We start from the raw sequence: 24181 nt of genomic DNA, 5'->3' as shown, positions 1-24181 counted from the left end.
ATTAAATTATAGAATAGTTACTTTGCGGTAACTTTTAGGACTTACATTATGGGCAAACCAGAATTCCTCGATTTCTCACAACCGAGAATCAAGCTATTGCACTATACTTGGATAGCATTTTTTATAACTTTTTATATATGGTTTAACATGGCACCAATTGCTAGTACCATGTTAGAAAAGTTAAATTGGTTAACTCCGGATCACATAAAGATTCTTGCAATAGCTAACGTAGCATTGACTATTCCGGCTCGAATTGTGATTGGATCATTAATAGATCGGTTCGGACCTAGAAAGGTATTTAGTATTCTTTTGATGGTGATGACAATACCGATTTTATTTTTTGCATTTGGAACAAGTTTCATGCAATTGCTGATTGCCAGATTATTTTTAAGTTGCATTGGTGCAGGATTCGTAATTGGAATTCGTTTGGTTGCCGATTGGTTCCCACCCAATATGGTAGGTAGAGCCGAAGGTTTGTATGCAGGGTGGGGTAACTTTGGTTCTGCTTTTGCAGCAATGACTTTGCCTTGGATAGCTTTAGAATTTTTTGGACAATACGAGAATGGCTGGCGTTATGCCCTTGCATTAAATGCGGTAGTTTCTTTTGTTTACGGAATCATTTTTTATATCGTCGTAAGAGATACACCCGAAGGTAAAAAATTTCAAGGAATAAAAAAGACACAACCTTTGATAGCAACCTCGTGGGGTGATTTAGTACAACTAATCATTTGGTCTTTTCCGTTGATGGGAGCTCTTGGATTATTGGCCTGGCGGTTGAGTAATGTTCAAATTTCAAATGGGAGTACCGAAAAATTCTTAACCGAGGAATGGTTATATGCGATTTGGATAATTTTAGCTCTCTTCTTCGTAATGCATATCATAAAGACACTCAAGATAAACATCCCATTGTTAAAGAAGGGCATAGCAAAAGAAGATAGATATTCGTTTAGCAGTGTTGCAGCTTTAAATACTACTTATTTTGCAAATTTTGGTGCTGAGTTGGCAGTTGTTTCCATGTTACCCTTTTTCTTTCAGGAAACCTTCAGCATATCTCCAACACTAGCTGGAATGGTTGCGGGTTCATTTGCTTTCGTGAATTTATTTGCCAGACCTTTAGGAGGCTGGTTGTCTGATAAATTAGGCAACCGAAAAAGAACAATGTTAATTTATATGGTCGGTATTGCCTTAGGTTTTTTCTCTATGTCTTTTATAAACGCTACTTGGTCGCTAGGGTTGGCAGTAGCAGTCACTATAATTTGTTCGCTATTTGTTCAAGGTGCCGAGGGAGCTACTTTTGCCGTAATTCCGTTTGTAAATAAAAAAATGACAGGACAAATTTCCGGTATGGCTGGAGCGTATGGTAATGTGGGTGCCGTAGTATATTTGGTTATATTTTCAATGGTTGATGCACAGACTTTCTTCTATATTATTGCAGCTGGAGCAGCGTTCAGTTTTTTGTTTTGTTTGATTTTTTTAAAAGAACCAAAAGGATCTTTTGCCGAAGAATAATATTTTTTAAAAATTTAATTTTAAACCTATGAGTAGTTGGATAAAAAATTGGAATCCGGAAGATGAGATTTTCTGGGAATCTACAGGAAAAAAAATAGCATGGAACACCCTAACAATAACTACCATCAGTTTGGTAATGTCATTTGCAACATGGTTTTTGTTCAGTGTAATGGTGATTAAACTTCCAGTGATTGGATTTAGTTTTACCAAAATGCAACTTTTCTGGTTGGCGGCAATGCCGGGTTTAGCCGGTGGTTTATTCAGAATTTTGCACACCTTCCTTATACCAATGTTCGGTACCCGATTGGTTGTTACAGTAGCTACGCTAATTAAAATTATTCCTCTGTTAATGCTTGGTTTCGCCGTTAGTGATCCTAATTCATCATTTGGATATTTTATGGTGATCGCTTTTTTAATGGGTATGGGCGGAGGTGATTTCTCTTCTTTTATGCCTAGTACAAGTACTTTTTTCCCTAAAAGACTTATCGGAACTGCCTTGGGAATACAGGCGGGTATTGGAAACTTTGGAGTGAGTTTGGTACAATTAATTTCGCCTATTTTACTTGGAGTGAGTATCGTTGCTGTATGGGGTGGAGGCCAAACTGTAGTGGATTCAGGGCAAGTCATTTATCTTCAAAATATAGCCTTCTTTTATGTAATTCCATTGTTTATCATGGGGATTATTTCTTGGATAAAACTTAGAAGCGTACCGGTGGTTGCTTCTTTCAAAGAACAATTAGATATTTTTGGTTCTAAGCATACATGGTATTGCACGTTGACTTATTTTATGACCTTTGGAACTTTTGCCGGGATGTCTGCAGCATTTCCATTGCTGATAAGAATTTTGTATGGTGAATTTCCTGAGGCACCAGACCCTTTGAAATATGCTTTCTATGGGCCTTTAATTGGTTCTGCTGTAAGAGTGGTTTTTGGAAAAATAGCAGATAAAACAGGAGGAGCAATATTAACACAGATCACCGGAATAGCAATTGTTAGCTGCATCGCATTAATGATTTTTATGGGTGTCTTAACGCCTACTTCTATGGAACAATTTCCATGGTTTGTTGGTTTAGTCATGGTGATCTTCTTTTTTACCGGTGTGGGTAATGCAGCAACTTTTAGACAATTTCCTATTATTTTTTCTGATTCACCAAGAAAAGCTGCCGGAGTAATCGGTTGGACAGCTGCCGTTGCCGCATTTGGACCTTTCATTTACAACATCCTAATAGGTCAGTCTATTGAGATTACTGGAACAGCAATTCCCTTCTTTTCTTTGATTGGAATTATTTCTGTATGGGCAACTTGGACGAATTGGTATTATTATACTCGTAAAGGTTGTGAGCGACCTAGTTAGTTGATTTTAAATTAAATTCGTATATTTAAAAAAAAAAATATGTTAAACCTTGTAAGAAATATTAATAGAAAAGCTTTATTGATAGCTTCATTCACAACGGTATTGTTGTTGATACTCATCTTTTATGGTTCCAGAGATTTGCAAAATTTTGATGCAGCATTGATTACTTATTTATTCGGAACCATATTTGCCCTCTTTGGAGTGACATATCGTTATACCGTTTGGATACAACGACCTCCAACGTGGATGTACTTTAAAAGAGGTTTTCAATTGTTTTTTAAAGGAAGAATATTATATCATTTTGGACTTTTCTTTAAAAAAAGCGTTTTAAATATTGGTCTTCAAAAATTTGTATACCCGAGAGGGAAGTACCGTTGGTTGGCCCACTTTCTGATTGCTTTTGGTTGTATGACTGCTTTTGCCATTACCTTGCCACTAACTTTTGGATGGGTACACTTTACGCTTGCACCTGGAGGTATTGATATCTATGAAGCTCACTTTTTCGGTTTTACTGTTTTTAATTTTAAATTAGGTTCCCTAGTTGCCTTTATGACTTTTCATGCATTAAATTGGTCTTCTTATATGGTAATTTTTGGTTCTTTGTATTTCCTTCGTAAACGTTTAACCCAGCCCGGACTTATTGCTACTCAAAATTTTGAAAGTGATTTATTACCATTAATATTATTGATTGTCATTTCAGTAACCGGTTTAGGATTAACTTATTCCTACCAGTTCATGAAGGGTTTTGCATTTGATTTTCTGGCAGTACTGCATGCCATATCAGTAATTGTCTTTTTGATTTGGATTCCTTTTGGAAAGTTTTTCCACATCATTCAAAGACCGGCTCAAATTGGTGCTCACATTTATAAAGAAGAAGGTGTTAGACTTGGAATGGCTGTTTGTCCGCATACCGGAAATGAATTTGATACCCAAATGCACGTAAACGATTTAAAAGAAGTGACCAAAGAATTAGGGTTTAATTTTGAGAAACCTGATGGCACGTCACACTTAGATTTAAGTCCGGAAGGAAAAAGATCATTATTAGCAAAAGCTCACCTGGAAGCAAGGCTTAAAGGTGGAAATTTATTTGGATAAAAAAATAAGTTATGGCAAAATTACCTGTTGAAATAGAAAAAATTATAGACCAATATGGTCCTACATTAAATTATCCTCCAAAAGAAGGTTTTCCCGGAAGAGACGAGCCTGATGAAGTGGTAAAAACACATTGTTGTTTTTGTGGCATGCAATGTGGTATTAAACTTTTGGTTAAAAATGATAAAGTGGTTGGCTTTGATCCTTGGATGGAATTCCCTTTCAATGAAGGGAGATTGTGTCCAAAAGGAGTTCAGCGATATTTGCAAAACAATCATCCGGATCGATTAATGGATCCGATAAAAAGCATACCCGGAAAAGGTTTTGTTACTGTTTCTTGGGAAGATGCAATGGCTGAAACAGTTTCCGAAATCAAAAGAATTCAGAATACCTATGGCAATGATGCTTTTGCCATGCTTTCAGGGGTTTCTTTGACCAATGAAAAGAGTTATTTAGTTGGAAAGTTTGCTCGTGTAGCATTAAAAACTAAAAACCTCGATTATAACGGTCGTTTATGCATGGTAAGTGCTGGGGCAGGAAATAAAAAAGCATTTGGATTAGATCGCGGCTCAAACAACTACTCAGACCTCGAAAAGGCAGAAGTAATCATAGTTGCTGGTGCCAATGTGAGTGAAACTTTTCCAACGTTGACGCATTGGATTTGGAAAGCCAGAGATAGAGGAGCCAAACTTATAGTTATAGATCCAAGAGTAATACCTTTAGCAAGAACAGCTGATTTACATTTAGATGTTAGACCGGGTACCGATTCGGCTTTATATGGTGCTATGTTAAATTACCTCGTGCAACACGATATGTTGGATCACGATTTTATTGATAATCATACCTCAGGCTTTGAACAAACAATAGCTTCTGTCAAAGATTATTCGCTCGAATGGGCCGAAGAAATAACAGGCATAGATAAAGAAAAAATTAAATTAGCAGCAGAATGGTGGGGCAAAGCCAACACCAGTTTTTTATTACATGCACGCGGAATAGAACACCATTCCAAAGGTGTAGATAATGTTTTAGGGTGTATTAATTTGGTTTTAGCAACCGGAAGAATTGGTAAACCTTATTGTGGTTATGCAACCATAACCGGTCAAGGAAATGGGCAAGGCGGAAGAGAACACGGTCATAAGTGCGATCAGCTTCCTGGAAACAGAGATATTGAAAACCCGGAACATCGAAAATATATTGCAGATGTTTGGGGAATCAAAGAAGAAGAGATGCCCGGTAAGGGACTTTCTGCCTACGAAATAATTGAAGCCATACACCGCGGGGAAATCAAAGGGTTGATATCGATATGTTTTAACCCATTAGTGTCATTGCCCAACAGTAACTACGTCCGCGAAGCTCTAGAAAAACTGGAATATTACGTCTGTATTGACTTCTTTTTAAATGAAACTGCCAGACATGCTAATATCGTCTTACCGGGTTCGTTGCAAGAGGAAGAAGAAGGAACCACTACTTCAGCAGAAGGGAGAGTAATTAAAATTAATAAAGCAGTTAACCCTCCAGGAAACGCTCGAACAGATACTTCCATCATTCTCGAGTTAGCAGAAAGATTAGGTGTAAAAGATAAATTTACCTATGAGAATAGTGAAGCTATTTTTAATGAATTAAGAGTTGCATCCAAAGGAGGTACTGCTGATTATTATGGTATTACATATAAGCGAATAGTTGATGAAATGGGTGTATTTTGGCCATGTCCAACTGAAGGACATCCCGGCACGCCACGTCTTTGGGAAGATCGTAAATTTAAAACGCCCGATGGGAAAGCTCATTTTAATGCGGTTCCTTATAAATTACCAGGCGAAATTACAGATGAAGAATATCCTGTAATCCTAACTACAGGTAGAGTGGTTTCACAATACCTTAGTGGTACGCAAACCAGAAGAATAGGAAAACTAGTTAATCAATACCCAGAACCATTGTTGGAAATTCATCCGGATATGGCTTCCAAATTTGGTATTAAACAAAGAGAATTGGTAAAAGTTTCTACCCGTCGGGGAGAAGCAATATTTCCGGCAAACATCGTAGACACGATCAGAACAGATACCGTTTTTATTCCCTACCATTGGCCGGGAAAAAAATCAGCAAACCAATTAACTCCTGGAACCTTAGATCCAATCTCTAAAATTCCGGAATTTAAAGTGTCAGCATGTAAATTAGAACCATTAGGAGAAATAGCTCCGGCTTCAGAAATGGTAAAAGCATATCAAAGTACCTAAAAAAAATTACTATGAGTATAGAAAATATGTATAATCCTAACTTAGAGTTTTTTGTAGACATGCAACGTTGTATCGGATGCAAAGCCTGTGAAATGGCGTGTGCTGAATGCGAAACCAACGGTCATGAATCCATGATTCACGTAAATTATGTGGATCGTGCAACGACAATTCAAACCACGGTACAAGTTTGTATGCATTGTGAAGACCCGGTTTGTGCCAATGTCTGTCCTGCTGACGCCATTTCTAAGGACGAATTTGGAATTGTTCATACAGCAAACACTGAACGTTGTATTGGTTGTTCCAATTGTGTACAAGCTTGTCCGTTTGGAGTCCCTAAAAAAGTGGAAGAATATGATTTGATGATGAAATGCACCATGTGTTATGACCGAACCAGTATCGGAAAAAAACCGATGTGTGCAACGGTATGTCCGAGTGGAGCCTTGTTTTTTGGCACTCGAGAAGAGATTGCAGAGATGAGACCCAACAGCACCCCGGTAAATACTTTTATTTTCGGAGAAGAAATAGTCAATACTAAAGTGAACATCATGATGCCAAAAGGCAGCAACGAATTACGAATTTATTAGAATAAAACTATGAGTCAGAAAAATAATCAAGAAGAAGAAAATTGGAAACAAGATTTTCCTTATCACAAGCAAAATGCCGCTTTGGTAGGTAGACGTGAATTTGCCAAAATGCTGACACTCGTTTCAGGTGGTTTGGCCTTTGGTAGCGGATTAGTGGCTGCAAAAGCTAATTTTTTCCCGAAGAGTCCGGTTGAAGGCGAACATTTTATTTGTACTGTTGAAGACGTTCCCTTGGGAGGAACCAAATCGTTTGTCATTGAAGGAAGTACCATACCTTATATTCTTATTCATTTGGAAGACGGGTCTTTCAAAGCTTACGAACAAAAATGCACCCATTTGTCTTGTTCCGTTTATTACCAACCGGGTTCCGGACAAATTATTTGCCCTTGTCATAATGGTTTTTTTGATGCCAACAACGGTTCAGTAATTGCAGGGCCACCACCTCGTAAATTGCCTCATTTAGAGGTGATTGTAAGAAATAATGAGATATTTGTAACGGGTCCTGAGGTGAATACTTCGGTATAAATACAAACACTATGAGTAATTTTAGAACCAATCAGAATAATGCCAATACAAACAAACTTAATGTAATATTATCTACAGTTATTGTTATCTTGGTTATGAACGTTGGATTACAAATTTGGCTACTTTACACGGCTCTGAACTATACATTGGACAATGATCAAAATGTCGCAACCATTGCATTTTATGCCTCTGTTGTCATCTTTTTAATTTGTCTTGGATTATTATACTATATTCCAATGGGCAAAAAAACTAAAACAGCCAAAAGAAGTGCTATACGATAAATTTCAACGAAAACATGATTATTTGAGGGTCTCATTGACAGATAGTTGCAACTTCCGTTGTTTATACTGTATGCCCAATGAAGACATTACTTTTATGCCCCAACGTCACTTGATGCAAAGGGATGAGATTTTTGAAATAGCAAAAACATTCAGCAGTTTAGGTGTTACTAAAATACGATTAACCGGAGGCGAACCCTTGGTTAGAAAAGACTCCCAAAATATTATTAAGGACTTGTCTGGTTTACCTGTTGAACTCACGCTTACAACTAATGGCTTTTTGGTACATCAATTTATTCAAACGTTTAAAGATTCCGGTATAAAATCGCTCAATGTTAGCTTAGACACGATGTGTCCAAAAAAATTCCATGAACTCACCAAAAGAAATTCTTTTAATCAGGTTTGGGAAAATATTTTGTTATTGATTAAACATAAATTTTCGGTCAAGCTAAACGTAGTTGTTATGAATGGTGTAAATCAAGATGAGGTTGTGAATTTCGTCCAACTTACTCAAAAATTACCCCTACATGTGCGATTCATCGAATTTATGCCTTTCGATAAAAACCAATGGAACTCTCTAAAAGTAGTTCCATTTGACGTAATGCTTCAACAAATTTCATCTCAGTTTGATGTGGTTAAACTTAAAGATAAAAAACACGATACAGCAAAAAAGTTTAAAGTGATTGGTTTCGAAGGAACTTTTGCTTTCATTACTACAATGAGCCAGCCTTTTTGTAGTGATTGTAACAGAATGCGACTGACTGCTGATGGTAAAATGAAAAATTGCCTTTTTGGAAAAGACGAATTAGATTTACTTACAGCATTGAGAAGTAGTGCACCCATTGAACCCATTATTCGTAAAGCGTTATTCTTAAAACACCAAGCTTTAGGTGGACAAATGCAAGGTGATTTTACTAAGCTAAATCCGGAATTAATCGATAATAGAAGTATGATCAAAATAGGTGGCTGATGGATTTTATAACAGTTCAAAAGGCATTTGAAATTCTTGAAAAACAAATACCTCTTCCCACAGTACAAACGTTGCCGCTTTTAGCTGCAAAAGACGCTTTTGTAGCTTCAGATATTTTTGCTCCCATCGCTGTGCCTCCTTTTACAAATGCAGCAATGGACGGTTATGCTATTCGTTGGAGTGATTGGCATGAAAACAAAACCATCATATGTTCTGGCATAGTTAAAGCTGGCGACACCCAATGTTATCAGTTATCTCCGGGTGAAGCTTACAAGATATTTACCGGTGCACCAATACCAGAAGGGGCAGATACAGTTGTGATGAAAGAATGGATTTTGAGTGATGACAATCAGATGAAATTCCTGGATAAACCCATTCAAAAAGGGGATCACATTCGGACTTTGGGCTCTCAAACCCAAAAAAACACTTTAATTTTAAATAAAGGAACCAAAATAAGTAGTGGTGTAATTTCATTTCTATCAACATTCGGAATAACACATCTCGATGTATATACAAAACCAAAAGTAAGCTTGGTTATTACCGGAGATGAATTAATTGCTCCTGGAGAAACACTAAAGTTTGGACAGATTTATGAGTCAAATGGTATTACATTAACTACACTGTTAGACGATTTAGGAATAGAAATTGTGAAATTGTTTTATACCAAAGACACCTACAGTGCCACTTCAGAGAGCATCAAGGCAGCACTTGAATGTTCTGATGTAGTGTTAATAACCGGTGGGATTTCCGTAGGAGATTTCGATTTTGTGCAAGCATCACTTCAGTCTATTGGAATAAATAAATTGTTTTATAAAGTTCAACAAAAACCGGGTAAGCCTATTTTTTTTGGAAGCAAAATTTCACAATATGTTTTTGCTTTGCCAGGAAATCCAGCTGCGGTTTTTAGTTGCTTTCATACTTATGTAAAACCATTTCTAAGGAAATATATGCAACCTGAAGGGGATTTTATAACCTTCAAAAAAGGAACTTTGTTAACGCCTTATCAAAAGAAACAAGGGCTTACTCATTGGGTCAAGGCCTATCAAGAGCAGAACAAACTTTACTTTTTACAAGGACAAGAAAGCTATCGGATGGATGCTTTTTCAAGAGCGAATGCTTTGGTTTGTTTACCTGATTTTATGGAACAATGTTCTGAAGGTATTGAACTTAATTATGTAGACTTGTAACCATGGAAGTGTATTGGTCTTTGTTATTTTTTTTGGTCGCATTTCTATATGCAGGAATTGGTCATGGTGGTGCAAGTGGTTATATAGCAGTGATGACACTAATGGCATTATTGCCTTTAGATATTAGAACCAATGCTCTTTTGCTAAATATAGTAGTGGCATCTGTAGCTTTTTTAAATTTCAGAAGAAAAATAAAGCCTGATCTATCATTACTTATGCCCTTATTTTTAGGCTCAGTTCCCATGGCATTTTTGGGGGGAAGTATCAACATGCCATCAATAGCATTTAAATGGCTTTTAGCAACCGTACTATTGATTCCGATTGTGCGATTTATAAGAAATGACAACATAAAAATCCATGAAATCAAAGTGACTTCCTTTTGGATTTTATGGTTTACTGGAGCTATTATTGGTTTTATTTCAGGATTAATAGGAATAGGGGGAGGAATTCTTTTAACTCCAGTTTTGCTCTGGTTTTCATGGTCAAACGTAAAACAAGCAGCTATAGTAAGTGCTTTGTTTATTGTTGTAAATTCTATTTCAGGGTTAATAGGGTTGTGGAAAAATCAAATTTATATTCCCGATAGTTTTTTGAATATACTTGGAGTAACTTTGGTAGGTGGATTTTTAGGGTCGTATTTTGGAGCCAATCGTTTTAATGAATCTTTACTAAAAAAGATTTTAGCATTGGTACTTTTAATTGCTGTAATAAAACTGATATGGACATAACTTTTTATATTACCGTAGCAGGAAATAGTTCGCGTATGAAATACGATAAAGCAAATCTAGCTTTGGGAGAATATACATTCTTAGAGCGGATGACACATGCTATTAAAAAAATAGGATATAGCCCCATTCTGGTTACAAAAGAGAGTGAAAACACAAAATATGGGCTACACTCTATTTCGGACAATAACCCACAAATAGGACCATTGGGAGGCCTTTATCAGTCATTGAAACATGCTCCAACTTCCTATGTGTGTTATTTGTCTTGTGACATTCCTCTGTTTCCGACTCAGGTGCTACAAGCACTTGCGAATCATGCAAAAGGGCTACCATGTACTGTTGTGAGTTTTAAAGAGCGGTTGTATCCTCTCATTGGTATTTATCATAAGTGTATTTTACCGGTGATTACAAATCAAATTCAAAATGGAAATTACAAAATGATGGATTTTTTAGAGAAAATAAATAAGCAAATCTATCCTGTAGATGCATGGATTCATGACGAAATTTTACTAAATTGCAACAAGCCTGAAGATTTAGAGAAATTGAAAGCTTACTTTGTTATGGAGAACAAATCTCCGGACTAAATTAATATGAACCTTATAGTGTTCTCCACCAACCATATTTGAAGAATTAAATTTGGTCAAGAAAACCAACTTAACAAACAATATTTTATGACTATTTTACTTTTTGGAATTTTATCAGAATACATTGACAAGGATCAAGTTCCATGGGATTCATTTCAAACTATTGGAGATATGGAGGTTTTTTTGAGGAATCAATTCCCTTTGTTAAAGGATATTCCTATTCAATTCGCAGTTAACCATCAAATGGCTTCTGCTAATTTTGTAGTAGAGGATGTAAAAGAATTGGCTTTGATGCCACCATTTTCAGGAGGATAAAATGGAACGTTACCAAAGACATATCGCATTGGCAGGTTTTGGCAACAAAGGTCAAGAAACAATAAAAAATACCTCTGTTTTAATTATAGGTGCGGGGGGGTTAGGAGTGCCCGTAATGCAACAATTAACTGCTTGTGGTATAGGTACCATTGGAATTATGGATGGCGATACAATAGAAATCTCCAACTTGCCACGTCAAGTGTTGTATACAGAACAAGATGTGGGAAAAGCTAAGGTAGCAGTAGCGGCACAAAGACTCCAATTGATGAATTCCGAAGTCAATATTATTAAATACCCTTTTTTTCTAAATGCCGAGAAGGCACTGGAACTATTTAAGTCCTACGATGTAATTGTAGATGCAACCGATCGTTTTGATGCCCGTTATTTAATTAATGATGCGTGTGTATTGTTCAATAAACCTTGGGTATATGGTGCTGTTTTTCAATGGGAAGGACAATGGGCTGTTTGGAACTTTTCTGTTAATGATGCAGAAAAAACAACCTACAGAGACTTGTTTCCTATACCGCCAAAAGCCAATTTAATTCCTGATTGTAATGTTCAGGGAGTATTTGCAACAGTACCACAAATCGTTGGGTATTTTATGGCCAATGAATTGATAAAAATGTTGCTCTACCCAAAGGAATTAAAGTCAAACAGTTTGATGTATTTTCATTTTTTGAAAAACAGTTTTCAGAGTTTAGGTATAGTACCAAGAAGTGAAACAATCAAAACACCTTTGACCGCAAAGGATATTTTAGATTTTGATTATAGCTATTATTGTGGCTACAAAACCGAAAAAGATAAAGAAGGAATTGTAACTATATTGGATAAAGACACATTGATTGTAGATGTACGAAATAAGGAAGAAGTACCAAGACTTCCATTAAAATGCCTCGAAATTCCTTTACATCAATTACCGGATCGAATACAAGAATTAACCGCCAATAAAATTCTGTTTGTGTGTCAAACAGGAAAAAGAAGTAAGGTTGCTTATGAGCTCTATAAGACATTGCTTCCTCAATCAATAGTGGATTATTATCCATACAATATTGAACTATTTATTAAAAATCACCATCATGCATAAAAAAAAGAAAGTTTTTATAAACGGAGCTATCACTCCTGATTTTATCGCTCAATCCATTGCACATCATAGTGTAAAAACGAATATTGGTGCACATTCTATTTTTTTAGGACAAGTTAGAGCCGATGAAGTTGAGTCCAATCAAGTAACTGCAATTGAGTATACAACGCATGAAACTATGGCCGAAGAGAAGTTATTTCAAATCAGAGAACAAGCTTTCGTACAATTCGACTTAACATGCTTGCATATTTACCATAGTTTGGGAGAAGTTAAGGCTGGAGAAATTTGTTTGTTTGTGTTCACTTCTTCAAAACACAGAAAAATAGCCATAGATGCCTGTGAATATCTTGTAGAAAGAATCAAAAAGGAAGTACCCCTATGGGGCAAAGAACTTTTTTCAGATAGCAATCACCAATGGAAAACTAATCTAAACTAATCATGGTCGATATTACACACAAAAATAGTACGCTTAGAAAAGCTGTTGCCCAAGCCATAGTCAAAGTAAGTAGTCAGGAAACAATTGATAAGATTATTCAAAAGCAAATTCCAAAAGGAGACGTATTTGAAATGGCTAAAACAGCGGGTTTGTTTGCTGCTAAAAAAACCAGCGACGTTATACCTGATTGTCATCCATTACCGATTGAATATACCAAAATCAGCTTTGAAATTAACGGATTAGAGATTATAATTCAAACCGAAATTCATACGATATATAAAACGGGTGTTGAGGTAGAAGCGATGTATGCCTCATCCGTTGTAGCCATCACAATGTATGATATGTTAAAGCCTGTTGATAAATCTATAGAAGTTTCAACTATTAAGTTAATTCAAAAAACTGGGGGTAAAACGGATTATCAAAAAATAGCTTCGCAGGTAAAGATTGGGGTAATTGTTTGCTCAGACAGTATTTCTGCCGGAGAAAAAACGGATCGCTCAGGAAAAATTATCATAGAGAAAATGAAGGCGTTTGACGCTGAAATTGTTGATTATAAAGTCATACCCGATGAGATTCAACAAATTCAAGAGAATATAAATGCTATGGAATCTGAAGGATGCAATTTAATTTTAATCACCGGTGGCACCGGTCTTTCTCCGAAAGATGTAACTCCAGAAGCCATAAAACCTCTGTTAGATAAAGAAATCCCGGGAATTGTTGAAGCAATTAGAAACTATGGACAACAAAGAACACCCTATTCCATGTTATCACGAAGTGTGGCAGGTTTCAAAAATGATATGCTTGTCATAGCCCTCCCAGGTTCAACCAATGGTGTCTCAGAATCAATTGATGCCGTTTTTCCTGCATTGTTTCATGTCTTTCGTGTAAGAAATCATTTTAAACATAACGAAGAATGATATTTATCAGTTTTTGTTTTACTTGCATTTTTGTATCTTTACAATTGTTTAAATTTTGTTAAAATAACGCCATGGCAGTTTTTCAGAAGTTCAAACGTTTTTTATTTAAATACAGTTTGGTGCCCACTAAAAAATGGCGTATGCCTGCCACTTTTTTAATGGCTTGCATTGTAGGAATCGGACTCTATGTAGTACGACTAAGCAATGCTGCTTCCTATCTTTCTGATGACCCTCAAGCTTGTGTGAATTGTCATATCATGACTCCTCAATACCTCACTTGGACGCACTCGTCTCACAGAGAGGTGGCTCATTGTAACGATTGCCACGTTCCTCATGACAATGTTTTCAATAAATACTACTTTAAAGCAAAAGACGGACTCTACCATGCCTCAATTTTTACTTTGAGAGCCGAACCTGAGGTAATCAGAGCTCTGGAACCTTCCATTCGAGTGATTCAAAGCAACTGCGTGCGTTGCCACCAAGATCAGGTGACTGATGCTAAAATGGCGGCTTTTGTAGATAACCATCAAGAACATCGCACCGATCGCCTGTGTTGGGATTGCCATAAAGAAGTGCCCCACGGTAAAGTAAAAAGCCTTTCGGCTGTGGGGCATCAAATTGAACCAATTGAAACCCACCTTCGAGAAGGGCAACAAATCATTCCTGCTTGGTTGCAGAAAGAAATGAATAAAAACCAAACTAAATCAATAGAACCAATTAAATAAAGAAACTATGAAAAATTGGGTGCTTTTCATCATCACAGCTATAGTCGTTTTTTTACTCGGCATGTTATCGTATTCCATAATGGATAGAAAAACAGAAGCCCGTTTTGCTTACCAACCCAAAGTGCTTTTGGAAGGTATTGAATCACGTGATTCTGTGTGGGGATTGAATTATCCACGTCAGTATCAATCTTACTTGAAAACAGCAGATACAACTTTTAGAGGTTATGTGTCAACCAGTGGTTTTAAAGATGCATTAAAAGAACAACCTGAATTAGTCATTCTTTGGGCTGGATATGCTTTTAGTAAAGATTATAACCAGCCTCGCGGACACGCCCACGCCATTACAGATGTTCATAACAGTCTGAGAATTGGTTCTCCCATGAAAGCCGGTGATGGAGTGATGCCTTCCACGTGTTGGACCTGCAAGAGTACCGATGTGCCTAGACTTATGAATGAGATGGGCATCACTGAATATTATAGCAAAAAATTGTCTGATTTTGGTTCTGAAGTAATCAACCCTATTGGTTGTGCTGACTGTCACGATGCCAAAACCATGAATTTAACCATAACCCGGCCTGCCTTGATTGAAGCCTTTGAGGCCATGGGTAAAGATATTAGTAAAGCCTCTCATCAGGAAATGCGTTCGCTGGTGTGTGCCCAATGCCACGTGGAATATTATTTCAATAAAAATATTCCGGGAAAAGAAGGAGCCGCCTATTTGGTGTTTCCTTGGAAAGACGGGATGACCGTTGAAGATATGGAACGGTATTATGATACCATCGATTTTGCTGATTGGGTGCATCCCATTAGTAAAGCAAAAATGCTAAAAGCACAACATCCCGACTACGAGTTATATATGATGGGGGTTCATGCCAAAAGAGGGGTGTCTTGTGCCGATTGTCATATGCCTTACAAATCAGAAGGCGGACAAAAGTTTACTGACCATCATATTGGCTCCCCATTGGCCAATGTAGAAAACTCTTGTTTTGTGTGTCATCGAGAGAAAAAAGAAAGCTTAATCGGTGATGTCTACGAACGACAACAAAAAATCAAAGAAGGGTCTTCAAAATTGCAAAAACTGATTGCCATGGCTCATATCGAAGCAGCAAAAGCATGGGAATTGGGAGCAACCGAAGCCCAGATGAAGGATGTTTTAACGCTGATTCGTCACGCACAATGGCGTTGGGATTTTTCAGTAGCATCTCACGGAGCTGCCTTTCATGCTCCTTTGGAAACCAGTCGCATGATTACATCCGCAACCGATAAAATTCAAGAAGCCCGATTAAAGTTAGCCCGACTGCTGGCTTCTAAAAATTTCAACCAAGCTGTTCCTATGCCTGATTTTACAAGCAAAGATGCGTTGCAAAAGTATATCGGTTTGGATATTCCCAAAGAAAAAGCAGAAAAACAAGTGTATTTATCGCAAATAGTTCCACAATGGATTCGTGACGGTAAAGCTAGAGAATCAAAAAAAACGATTACTAAAGTCAATTAATTTTTAAATTCAACTCTCATGAATACCAATTGGAGGGGGATGTGCATATCCTGCCTAATCCCTATTATTGCTTTGGCTCAAGAGCCGGAAAAAGGAAAATTCATCATAGATGGTCAGTTGCTACAACGGGCAGAATACCGCCACGGACACATCCAACCTCTTTCCGAAGACCAAGAGGCCGCCAAATTTATTACGCAACGTGCCCGTTTGCAGGCTCAATATTCCTTTGAAAATGTAACGCTGTTTATGTCGGTTCAAGACATTCGAACTTGGGGAGACAGTCCGCAGGTAAAACGAGATGATAACAACCTGTCGCTACACGAAGCTTGGGCTCATTATAAATTTGACAACGAATGGTCCATCAAAGTTGGTCGCCAAGAATTGAACTATGATAATGCTCGCTTTTTGGGAAATCTGGATTGGTTCATGCAAGCTAGAGCCCACGATTTTGCCATGATTCGTTACGAAAAAGGCAACCGAAAATTGCACATTGGTGGGGGATACAATCAAAACGGTGGAAATTTACCGGTGGCAGAAGCTCCTTTTGTGGTACCAAATCAATATAAAAGTGCTCAGATGCTTCGCTATGAAAATAAGGGCGGAAACTGGCACTATTCTTTTTTAGCTTGGAATGAATCCCGTCAAAATGCTTTGTTAGAAGGAAATCCACACTTTGATAATCTAACGGTTGGTTTACCAACATTGCTCTATACGATTGGAAAAAATCAGTTTTCCGGATTTGCTTATTATCAAACCGGAAAGGATTTTGTGGGTAAATCACTGTCAGCTTACGATGTAAGTGGGCAGTACCAGCGTACGTTTTTTCATGATGAAACGGGCGGAAAGCGATTTCGTATGATTGCCGGATTCGAATTAATAAGCGGTACTAACACCGCCGAAACTGAGAATAATTATTCCTTCAATCCGCTGTATGGCACAAACCATTTATTTAATGGTTATATGGACGTGTTTTATGTAGCCAATCGTCACCTAAACTCTGTTGGACTAAATGATTATTACCTCAAAGGTCGCTATGAATTCTCTAAGAAATTTTTCTCCCAGTTGGATTATCATTACTTTCAGGCGAATGCCAAGGTGAATAATGGTATGGAAAATTTGAGTTCAGGCTTGGGTTCAGAAATTGATTTGAGTTTGGGCTATATAGTGAGCCCCGCTTTCTCCATTCAAGGTGGATACAGCCATTTATTTCAAACCGACACGTACGACTTTATCAAGGGGGGCAATTTACAACCTACACAAAACTGGGCCTATGTTATGTTGATTTTCAGACCTAACATGCCACAAAAATTTATCGGAATTTTATTTTAATTGTAAGGAATAATTCAAAGTTATGTTAAAAGCTCTTTCGTTTGTGTTCTCCACAAAAATGGCCTTGGTGTTATTACTGCTTTTGGCCACAGCCATGGCGGTAGCAACTTTTGTTGAAAATGATTTTGGAACACCCACTGCAAGAGCTTGGTTTTATGAAGCCTGGTGGTTTGAGCTACTTTTGTTGTGGCTGTCCGTTAATTTTTTATTGCATTTATCACAATACCAAATGCTGAACAAATTCAGCTGGCCTATTGGTATGTTTCATTTGGCATTTATACTTATTTTGATAGGTGCGGGAGTAACGCGTTATTTTAGTACCGAAGGATTGATGCACTTGCGAGAAGGACAAACTAATGATACTTTTTTTACTCAAAATAAATATTTGCAACTACAAACAGTGCAAGGCAATCCGGTTATTTACCAACAGCCTTTTACCTTGATTCCACAGGGTTTTAAACCTTTTGAAAAAAACATTGGTTGGAAAGAAGAATCGTGGAAAGTTCAATTTAAAGGCTTTTATCCAAAAGCAGTACTAGACCCGCAGCCCGGGAATAAAGATTATTTCGAAATTGCCGTGGCTCTCGGACAAGACGGTAGAGAAGATGTGATGCTCGAAGTAGGAGAGACCGTTACCCTAAAAAATCAAACCTTGAGTCTGAATGCCAACAAAGAGGGTGATATACAAATTTATAAACGCGATTCCACTTGGATAATCAAGTCTAAGGTTGCTTTGCAGATGATGGAAATGGCTACGCAAAAAATGAGTTTCTTACATGCGGGTGAAGAACAAGTGTTGTTTCAACGCACCTTATATCAGTGGGAAGGGGGAGCTTTTGTGGTCAAACAAATACACGAACAAATTCAATTGCACTACCAAAGTAACGAAGAAGACCGCGATGATTTACCGGATATCATACATTTTAGTTTACTAGACAGTCAAGGTAAAGAACTCGTGGAGCATTTTGTAAAAATGGTCAGTTTTCAATCAGATTGGAAGTATTTTGAACACGAAGGAACTAAGTATAAAGTAACCTTCGGTTCCAAACCAATTGTTCTACCTTTTGCTTTGCAACTTAAGAAATTTGAACTGGAGCGATATCCCGGGAGTCAAAGTCCGTCAAGTTATGCCAGTCAGGTACAAGTGATAGATGGTGATGAAAAATTCCCCTACCGCATTTTTATGAATAATGTATTGGATTACCTCGGTTTTCGTTTTTATCAATCTTCGTACGATACGGATGAAAAAGGCTCAGTACTGTCTATAAATCAAGACCGTCCGGGAACAATTTTGACTTATTTGGGTTATTTTTTCCTTTCAATGGGTATGTTTTTGGCATTCTTCAGCAAAACAGGAAGATTACGTACTTTAAATCGCCAACTACAATCGTTACAAAAAACAACAGTTATTTTGTTGTTGTTAATGAGTACTACTTGGGCGGTGGCTCAAACGCCTTCTCGGGAGATGGTAGTGGTTCCTGATGATTTGGCTAAGAATTACGGCACTTTGATTGTACAAGATATCGACGGAAGGATGAAACCCCTCAATACGTTGGCCAATGAAATTACACGAAAAATACACGGAAAGTCAACACTTCGGTTACCCGGTGAGCTGGAGACCTTACATTTAACGGCAGAGCAATTTTTGTTGGCCTTGCAACTCGATCCTCAGGGATTTATGTTGTTGCCCATTATTAAAAATGACCATCGCAAGTTGTCAAAGGTGTATGAAGTCATTTCAAAAAAACCAACACCCTATCTGGCTTTCCAAGATTTGGTAGATCGTGAAGGGGGCTACTTAATTCAAGCTTTGGTTGAAGAAGCAAATCGCTTAAAACCTTCAGAAAGAAATGAAAGCCACAATGAAATACTGAAATTGGATGAGCGATTCAACGTTTTTTACGGATTGATTACCGGTGATTTTCTTCGGATTTTCCCCAATCGAAACGATACACAAAACACCTGGTTTACTATGCAACAAAGTCAGCAAGGTTTTGAGGAAGAAGACGCTTATTTTGTGCAAAATATTACGCCGATGTTCCTCACAGCCATCGAAAATGGCTTAGAAAAACAGGATTTCAGCGAAGCCGTAAAGGCACTTGACTATCTTCATTTGTACCAGCAAAAAGCCGGAGCAGAAGTCTATCCTTCCGCAACTCAAATTAGTGCGGAGCTGCTCTATAATCGTCTTCAAATAGGCAATCGCTTGTTTGGCTTGTTTTGGATTTTAGGGATACTCTTGCTAGTGGTCGCGTTGGTGAAAATTTTTAAAGAGTCAAAAATTTTGGAAGTACTCTGGAATTTTGGTGCCCTCCTCTCATGGCTGGGGTTGCTGCTCTTTACGTTTCATTTATTGCTCAGATGGTACATCGCTAAACATCCTCCCTGGAGTGATGGTTTTGAAATGTTGGTTTTTGTTGCCTGGGGCGTGTTGCTATTTGGAATTGCTTTCTCAAAAAAATCTAAATTTACCTTGCCTATGGGATTGTTGTTCTCAGGAACTTTGTTGTTTGTGGGTTTCCTCGATTGGCTCAATCCTGAAATTACAAACCTGATGCCCGTATTGCATTCTTATTGGCTCAAAATTCATGTGGCGGTTATTGTGAGCGGTTATGCACCCCTAGCACTATCAGCTGTTCTAGGATTGCTGAGTTTGTTATTGCTGCTTTTCAAACCCAAGCATGCACCTAAAAAATGGTTGAAAGGAGTAAAGGAACTGGTTATTGTCAATGAAATGGCCATGATGATAGGTTTGTTTTTACTCACTGTTGGTACATTTTTAGGAGGCGTTTGGGCCAATGAAAGTTGGGGTCGCTATTGGGCTTGGGATCCTAAAGAAACTTGGGCTCTGATATCGATAATAGTTTATGCGATTATTTTACACTTCCGGTTGATTCCTGCCCTGCGAAATGTTTTGCTATTCAATATCGTGTCGCTATGGGGTTTTTCTACCATCGTGATGACTTCTTTTGGTGTGAATTACTATTTGTCGGGTTTGCATTCCTATGCCAAAGGAGATCCGGTTCCGGTTCCCACTTGGGTGTATTATACTGTTTTTGTGCTTTTAATCATTACTTTTTTTGCTATATACAACTATAAAAAACTACCATTGCAAGAAAAACAAGCTTTAAATTAATTAAAAGAATCACAAATAAACACCTTTATGATTAGGGTCATACTATAAGGTAAAGTTTCACCGTACTATTGTATCATTATTAAACTTAAAGTTATGATTACAATGACACCCGAAACTACTATAGGAGAAATGGTAGCCCAAGATTACAGAGCCGCATCCGTTTTTGGAAAACATGGTATTGATTTTTGTTGTAAGGGACATAGAACCCTTCAGGAAGCCTGTGAGAAAAAAGGTTTCTCAAAGGAACAGATTCAAAATGAATTGGATACCGTGATGCAGAAACCATTGGATAATGCAATAGATTTTAAAACATGGCCATTGGATTTGTTGATTTCTTACATTGAAAAAACACACCATCGCTATGTGGAAGAACAGATTCCGGTACTGCTTCAATTTTTAGAAAAATTATGTAAAGTGCATGGTGGTCGCCATCCGGAATTGCATGATATTTATGATTTATTTCGATCCTCTGCCGGCGATTTAACACAACACATGAAAAAAGAGGAATTGATCCTTTTTCCTTTTATTCAAAAAATGGTAAAAGCCCAAAATGAAAAGCTAACCATTGAACAACCCCATTTTGGCACGGTTGAAAATCCAATTGCTATGATGAAAGACGAACATACTGTAGAAGGAGATCGTTTTGCTACTATAGCTACGCTCACAGATGGATTCGCACCTCCCGAAGATGCTTGTACAACTTACAGAGTAACCTTTCAACTGTTGAAAGAGTTTGAGCAAGATTTGCACAAGCATATCCATTTGGAGAATAACATTTTGTTTCCAAAAGCTATAGCACTTCAATCGCAATTGCAATAACAAAATCCAATGCCAAGATACGAAATTTGGCTGCCTTTTTAAGGCAGTCATTTTTCAATTTAAAAAATGTAAACAACATGAAAACAAGTTATAAATGGTTAATAATGCTAGGTTTAGTAGGATTGTTATCGTGTCAACAAAAAGAAAAACAACCGGAAAACACTGAAAAACCGGAAGTAGCACAAGAAGACGATTTTCAATTCCCGCCTGTCACTCTAAATAACGGTAGGTTGTGGGAAGCTAATGACGCAACGGTACAAGGTATTAAAAACATGCAACACCTAATGGATGATTTTACTATTCAGAATGGCGATGCTGAAAAGTTAATTGCTGATTTAAAAGCCGAATTTGCAATGATTTTTAAAAAATGCACGATGACCGGTGAAGCCCATGACCAACTACACAATTACCTACTTCCGTTAAAAACAAGAATTGATAATCTTGAAGAGGAGGTTACCATCAAAAATACCGCTGATTTGAAAATGTACTTGGAAGACTTTTTTTATTATTTTCAATAATTATATTTGTTCAAATTATTTGCTGTTAAATAGTTAATATTGCACAAAAAAACAAAGCTATGTTTTCAAAATCATGTGAATATGCAATTAAGGCAGCAATTTTTATTGCTACCAATTCACTTCAAGATGTGAAAGTAGGATTTGTTGACATTGCCAAGGAAATCGATTCCCCGGAAGCTTTTACCGCAAAAATCCTTCAAAAATTGGCAAAAGAGAGTATCATTCAGTCCGTCAGAGGTGTGAATGGTGGTTTTTTTATTCCTAAAATGTTCGTTTCAAAGGTAAAATTAGCCCATATCGTTCAAGCGATTGATGGGGATGCTGTCTTTAATGGTTGCGGATTAGGCATGGAAAGATGCAATGCCAAGCATCCGTGCCCCTTGCATGACAAATTCATGTCCATTCGCAATGACTTGCGACAAATGCTGGAAACAACCAATTTGGAAGAATTAGCACTGGGTTTAAAATCGGGGGAATCGTTTCTAAAACGATAATCCTCTAATAGACTACTTCTTGTTCCAGTTTCAATTCCGTTTCAAAACGGTCTAATGCTTCAGAAATAGCAGTTTGCATCGCTTTAAAGTAAGGGGTGCTTTCAAACATCTTTTTATAGTAAAGAATACCATCCAATAAATTCATTCTGAACTGATTTGCTTTTTTTAATTGTTGAGCAGACGCTGCTTCTAAAACGGCAATTTCTTTATTATAATAAGCAACATATAACGACAATTCTTTGATGAAAAAGTGGGGACGGTTGGCGGCTACTAAATCGTTGGTGGTGCCGTAAATGTGTTGCACCATTTGAAGCAGCGAAACTTCCTTGTCAAAATAGGCTAAATTGGGCCCCGGACACACCACAACGCCTTGTGACTGACCTTTTATAGGAATGTCCATTTCCAGATAACTGGAATTGGCCAAACCAACACATAGACACGATTTTTCGGTAATTTGATGGAATTCTTTTTCAAATTGCTCGCCAGAGATTTCATTCTTACGTTCCTGCAACAATGCTAATTTGATATCTTGGTATTTTTTTGAAGCCGTGCAACTTCCCGTTGGATCGTACTCCTTACTCAAGGCCAAAAACTTTTTAGGACACGAACTCCCGGCTTTTGCTGCCTGGATACGTTGCGTTTTAAAAAAGTCGTTGGTAGTTCCTTTTAAGGTGTTAAACGGAACTCCCAAAGGCGATATGTTGCTTAAATAGAAATCGGCTTCTTTGGCATTTGCCAACAAATCACGGGTTTCTTGATCTAAAGAGGTGGCCTCGGGAACCAATAAAAAGGGAGAACCCCAACCTACGGAATCTACCTCGTAATAATCCAATAAAAACTGATGCTCTTCGGCTGTTCCAACGCCTCCTTGCACTGTGATTTTTAAGGGTAAAGGTTGTTCCGGTACCGCTTTGCCTTTGGTCAACAGAGCTTTGTTGAGCAAATCGGTAGTAGATTGTAGTAATTCTGTTTTCTTCTGTTTGAATTCTTCTAAAATCGGACCCAGCAAAAAGCCGTCTGTAGCAAAAGCATGTCCGCCACAATTTAATCCCGATTCTATTCGGTATTCAGAAACCCAGATTCCTTTTTTTGCCAATAAATTGCCTTGGATTAAAGCCGAGCGATAATCACTCACTTTTAAGGTGATTTTTTTGTTCCGTTTTCCTTCCGTTGAGGGAATAAACACATCAAACTGTTCCATATAACTAAATAACCGCGGATTCATTCCGGCAGAAAGAACAAGTGAAGAGGCAACAGTGCTGTTGGCAAACCCACGTAAAGCCGCGTGGGCATCATTAAATTCAACCGGCAATTGTTCCTTTCCATCAAAATTATCTTTATCCAATTTGGTCATAATATTGACATCAATGCTTCCCGGCGAGAGATTTTTTTCTAAAAAGCTTTTTATTTGGGTGGGGCAGAAGACACCCTCAGATAAAAAGGTAGTTAATTTGGTTTTTAATTCTGATTTGGTGGGGAGCATTGCCATAAAATGATCCAATTTAGCTTTGCTGTGAGCTAACTCTGTTTTGTAATGTTCAAATTTTTCTTTTACAACTAAATCGACCAAATTCAAATAGGAGGTGATTCTTTTGGCCCTGTAATCCTGCATTTTTTTTGAAATCTCCTGATAAGGGAGTTGGAATTTTTCAGCATAAAAGGCATTCATTTTTTCAATTAATTCATCATCTGCTATGGAAATAACCGAATCGATGCCATATTGTGCTACGCGAATCGGACTGTCAATAGTAAAGGCTAATCCCATTACAGGGATGTGAAACGTATGTGTAGAAAGTTGGGTTGTCATTAAATGGTGTTTTAGTATAAAGTCGCAAAGATGCTTTTTGTATAAAGAGTAACATATGATTTTAATCATG

Annotated in this window: 23 protein-coding genes; 22 read left to right on the top strand and 1 reads right to left on the bottom strand. The window is 37.5% G+C overall.

Going from position 1 to position 24181, the window contains the following annotated elements; translation table 11 throughout:
- Nucleotides 1–48: 48 nt before the first annotated feature.
- From B3L86_RS09135 to B3L86_RS09030, 22 genes are all read left to right on the top strand, one after another.
- Nucleotides 49–1509, top strand: a complete 1461-nt coding sequence (locus tag B3L86_RS09135; RefSeq protein WP_291117997.1) for an MFS transporter — start codon at nt 49–51, stop codon at nt 1507–1509.
- 28 nt (nt 1510–1537) lie between these two features.
- Nucleotides 1538–2863 (top strand): MFS transporter, encoded by a 1326-nt coding sequence (locus B3L86_RS09130; RefSeq protein WP_291117995.1) that lies wholly within the window; start codon nt 1538–1540, stop codon nt 2861–2863.
- Nucleotides 2864–2902: 39 nt separating this feature from the next.
- Nucleotides 2903–3958 (top strand): MFS transporter, encoded by a 1056-nt coding sequence (locus B3L86_RS09125; protein WP_291117992.1) that lies wholly within the window; start codon nt 2903–2905, stop codon nt 3956–3958.
- 11 nt (nt 3959–3969) lie between these two features.
- Nucleotides 3970–6186, top strand: coding sequence for a molybdopterin oxidoreductase family protein (locus B3L86_RS09120; protein WP_291117989.1), 2217 nt, complete (start codon nt 3970–3972; stop codon nt 6184–6186).
- Nucleotides 6187–6197: 11 nt separating this feature from the next.
- Nucleotides 6198–6770 (top strand): 4Fe-4S dicluster domain-containing protein, encoded by a 573-nt coding sequence (locus B3L86_RS09115; RefSeq protein WP_026710007.1) that lies wholly within the window; start codon nt 6198–6200, stop codon nt 6768–6770.
- 9 nt (nt 6771–6779) lie between these two features.
- Entirely contained in the window at nt 6780–7295 is a 516-nt protein-coding gene (locus B3L86_RS09110; protein WP_291117985.1) for a Rieske (2Fe-2S) protein, read from the top strand.
- 11 nt (nt 7296–7306) lie between these two features.
- The gene (locus tag B3L86_RS09105; protein ID WP_026710009.1) at nt 7307–7576 is read left to right on the top strand and encodes a DUF6755 family protein; all 270 of its coding nucleotides are present in this window, start codon (nt 7307–7309) and stop codon (nt 7574–7576) included.
- Nucleotides 7563–8543, top strand: coding sequence for a GTP 3',8-cyclase MoaA (moaA, locus tag B3L86_RS09100; RefSeq protein WP_291117980.1), 981 nt, complete (start codon nt 7563–7565; stop codon nt 8541–8543). The genes B3L86_RS09105 and moaA overlap by 14 nt, the downstream gene beginning before the upstream one ends.
- Nucleotides 8543–9730 (top strand): molybdopterin molybdotransferase MoeA, encoded by a 1188-nt coding sequence (locus B3L86_RS09095; protein WP_291117978.1) that lies wholly within the window; start codon nt 8543–8545, stop codon nt 9728–9730. The genes moaA and B3L86_RS09095 overlap by 1 nt, the downstream gene beginning before the upstream one ends.
- A 2-nt stretch (nt 9731–9732) precedes the next feature.
- Nucleotides 9733–10458 carry a sulfite exporter TauE/SafE family protein gene (locus B3L86_RS09090; RefSeq protein WP_291117975.1) on the top strand — a complete coding sequence of 242 codons (726 nt, stop codon included), beginning with the start codon at nt 9733–9735 and terminating at the stop codon, nt 10456–10458.
- Nucleotides 10449–11039, top strand: a complete 591-nt coding sequence (gene mobA, locus B3L86_RS09085) for a molybdenum cofactor guanylyltransferase (RefSeq protein ID WP_291117972.1) — start codon at nt 10449–10451, stop codon at nt 11037–11039. The genes B3L86_RS09090 and mobA overlap by 10 nt, the downstream gene beginning before the upstream one ends.
- An 87-nt stretch (nt 11040–11126) precedes the next feature.
- On the top strand, nt 11127–11354 hold the full coding sequence (locus tag B3L86_RS09080) for a MoaD/ThiS family protein (protein ID WP_035655384.1): 228 nt from the start codon (nt 11127–11129) through the stop codon (nt 11352–11354).
- Nucleotide 11355: 1 nt separating this feature from the next.
- Nucleotides 11356–12438: a HesA/MoeB/ThiF family protein gene (locus B3L86_RS09075; RefSeq protein WP_291117966.1), complete on the top strand. Its 1083-nt coding sequence runs from the start codon at nt 11356–11358 to the stop codon at nt 12436–12438.
- Nucleotides 12431–12871, top strand: a complete 441-nt coding sequence (locus B3L86_RS09070) for a molybdenum cofactor biosynthesis protein MoaE (RefSeq protein ID WP_291117963.1) — start codon at nt 12431–12433, stop codon at nt 12869–12871. Before B3L86_RS09075 ends, B3L86_RS09070 begins: the two co-directional genes overlap by 8 nt.
- 2 nt (nt 12872–12873) lie before the next feature.
- Complete coding sequence (moaCB, locus tag B3L86_RS09065; protein ID WP_291117960.1) at nt 12874–13788, top strand: bifunctional molybdenum cofactor biosynthesis protein MoaC/MoaB; 915 nt, start codon at nt 12874–12876, stop codon at nt 13786–13788.
- A gap of 71 nt (nt 13789–13859) precedes the next feature.
- Nucleotides 13860–14513 carry a cytochrome c nitrite reductase small subunit gene (gene nrfH / locus B3L86_RS09060; RefSeq protein WP_291117957.1) on the top strand — a complete coding sequence of 218 codons (654 nt, stop codon included), beginning with the start codon at nt 13860–13862 and terminating at the stop codon, nt 14511–14513.
- Between the two features lie 7 nt (nt 14514–14520).
- Nucleotides 14521–16008 carry an ammonia-forming cytochrome c nitrite reductase gene (nrfA, locus tag B3L86_RS09055; RefSeq protein WP_291117954.1) on the top strand — a complete coding sequence of 496 codons (1488 nt, stop codon included), beginning with the start codon at nt 14521–14523 and terminating at the stop codon, nt 16006–16008.
- Between the two features lie 18 nt (nt 16009–16026).
- Nucleotides 16027–17337, top strand: coding sequence for an alginate export family protein (locus B3L86_RS09050; protein ID WP_291117950.1), 1311 nt, complete (start codon nt 16027–16029; stop codon nt 17335–17337).
- 22 nt (nt 17338–17359) lie between these two features.
- Nucleotides 17360–20473, top strand: a complete 3114-nt coding sequence (gene ccsA / locus B3L86_RS09045) for a cytochrome c biogenesis protein (RefSeq protein ID WP_291117947.1) — start codon at nt 17360–17362, stop codon at nt 20471–20473.
- 93 nt (nt 20474–20566) lie between these two features.
- Nucleotides 20567–21292: an iron-sulfur cluster repair di-iron protein gene (gene ric, locus B3L86_RS09040; protein WP_414655129.1), complete on the top strand. Its 726-nt coding sequence runs from the start codon at nt 20567–20569 to the stop codon at nt 21290–21292.
- A 77-nt stretch (nt 21293–21369) separates the two neighbouring features.
- Nucleotides 21370–21810 carry a hypothetical protein gene (locus tag B3L86_RS09035; RefSeq protein WP_291117944.1) on the top strand — a complete coding sequence of 147 codons (441 nt, stop codon included), beginning with the start codon at nt 21370–21372 and terminating at the stop codon, nt 21808–21810.
- A gap of 59 nt (nt 21811–21869) precedes the next feature.
- Nucleotides 21870–22304 (top strand): RrF2 family transcriptional regulator, encoded by a 435-nt coding sequence (locus B3L86_RS09030; RefSeq protein WP_291117941.1) that lies wholly within the window; start codon nt 21870–21872, stop codon nt 22302–22304.
- 4 nt (nt 22305–22308) lie between these two features.
- On the opposite strand, the gene B3L86_RS09025 is transcribed toward B3L86_RS09030, so the two are convergent.
- The gene (locus B3L86_RS09025) at nt 22309–24111 is read right to left on the bottom strand and encodes a hypothetical protein (protein ID WP_291117938.1); all 1803 of its coding nucleotides are present in this window, start codon (nt 24109–24111) and stop codon (nt 22309–22311) included.
- Nucleotides 24112–24181 lie beyond the last annotated feature (70 nt).

It is taken from the genome of Flavobacterium sp. UBA6135, from assembly GCF_002428305.1.
Taxonomy (GTDB): Bacteria; Bacteroidota; Bacteroidia; order Flavobacteriales; family Flavobacteriaceae; genus Flavobacterium.
Note: the sequence above shows the minus strand (reverse complement) of the source record. Positions and strands in the feature narration are given on the sequence as shown.

What these genes read in the sequence shown, in the direction of transcription:
- B3L86_RS09135 (WP_291117997.1), top strand. Translation starts at nt 49, where the DNA reads ATGGGCAAACCAGAATTCCTCGATTTCTCACAACCGAGAATCAAGCTA.
- B3L86_RS09130 (WP_291117995.1), top strand. Translation starts at nt 1,538, where the DNA reads ATGAGTAGTTGGATAAAAAATTGGAATCCGGAAGATGAGATTTTCTGG.
- B3L86_RS09125 (WP_291117992.1), top strand. Translation starts at nt 2,903, where the DNA reads ATGTTAAACCTTGTAAGAAATATTAATAGAAAAGCTTTATTGATAGCT.
- B3L86_RS09120 (WP_291117989.1), top strand. Translation starts at nt 3,970, where the DNA reads ATGGCAAAATTACCTGTTGAAATAGAAAAAATTATAGACCAATATGGT.
- B3L86_RS09115 (WP_026710007.1), top strand. Translation starts at nt 6,198, where the DNA reads ATGAGTATAGAAAATATGTATAATCCTAACTTAGAGTTTTTTGTAGAC.
- B3L86_RS09110 (WP_291117985.1), top strand. Translation starts at nt 6,780, where the DNA reads ATGAGTCAGAAAAATAATCAAGAAGAAGAAAATTGGAAACAAGATTTT.
- B3L86_RS09105 (WP_026710009.1), top strand. Translation starts at nt 7,307, where the DNA reads ATGAGTAATTTTAGAACCAATCAGAATAATGCCAATACAAACAAACTT.
- B3L86_RS09095 (WP_291117978.1), top strand. Translation starts at nt 8,543, where the DNA reads ATGGATTTTATAACAGTTCAAAAGGCATTTGAAATTCTTGAAAAACAA.
- B3L86_RS09090 (WP_291117975.1), top strand. Translation starts at nt 9,733, where the DNA reads ATGGAAGTGTATTGGTCTTTGTTATTTTTTTTGGTCGCATTTCTATAT.
- mobA (WP_291117972.1), top strand. Translation starts at nt 10,449, where the DNA reads ATGGACATAACTTTTTATATTACCGTAGCAGGAAATAGTTCGCGTATG.
- B3L86_RS09080 (WP_035655384.1), top strand. Translation starts at nt 11,127, where the DNA reads ATGACTATTTTACTTTTTGGAATTTTATCAGAATACATTGACAAGGAT.
- B3L86_RS09075 (WP_291117966.1), top strand. Translation starts at nt 11,356, where the DNA reads ATGGAACGTTACCAAAGACATATCGCATTGGCAGGTTTTGGCAACAAA.
- B3L86_RS09070 (WP_291117963.1), top strand. Translation starts at nt 12,431, where the DNA reads ATGCATAAAAAAAAGAAAGTTTTTATAAACGGAGCTATCACTCCTGAT.
- moaCB (WP_291117960.1), top strand. Translation starts at nt 12,874, where the DNA reads ATGGTCGATATTACACACAAAAATAGTACGCTTAGAAAAGCTGTTGCC.
- nrfH (WP_291117957.1), top strand. Translation starts at nt 13,860, where the DNA reads ATGGCAGTTTTTCAGAAGTTCAAACGTTTTTTATTTAAATACAGTTTG.
- nrfA (WP_291117954.1), top strand. Translation starts at nt 14,521, where the DNA reads ATGAAAAATTGGGTGCTTTTCATCATCACAGCTATAGTCGTTTTTTTA.
- B3L86_RS09050 (WP_291117950.1), top strand. Translation starts at nt 16,027, where the DNA reads ATGAATACCAATTGGAGGGGGATGTGCATATCCTGCCTAATCCCTATT.
- ccsA (WP_291117947.1), top strand. Translation starts at nt 17,360, where the DNA reads ATGTTAAAAGCTCTTTCGTTTGTGTTCTCCACAAAAATGGCCTTGGTG.
- ric (WP_414655129.1), top strand. Translation starts at nt 20,567, where the DNA reads ATGATTACAATGACACCCGAAACTACTATAGGAGAAATGGTAGCCCAA.
- B3L86_RS09035 (WP_291117944.1), top strand. Translation starts at nt 21,370, where the DNA reads ATGAAAACAAGTTATAAATGGTTAATAATGCTAGGTTTAGTAGGATTG.
- B3L86_RS09030 (WP_291117941.1), top strand. Translation starts at nt 21,870, where the DNA reads ATGTTTTCAAAATCATGTGAATATGCAATTAAGGCAGCAATTTTTATT.
- B3L86_RS09025 (WP_291117938.1), bottom strand. Translation starts at nt 24,111, where the DNA reads ATGACAACCCAACTTTCTACACATACGTTTCACATCCCTGTAATGGGA.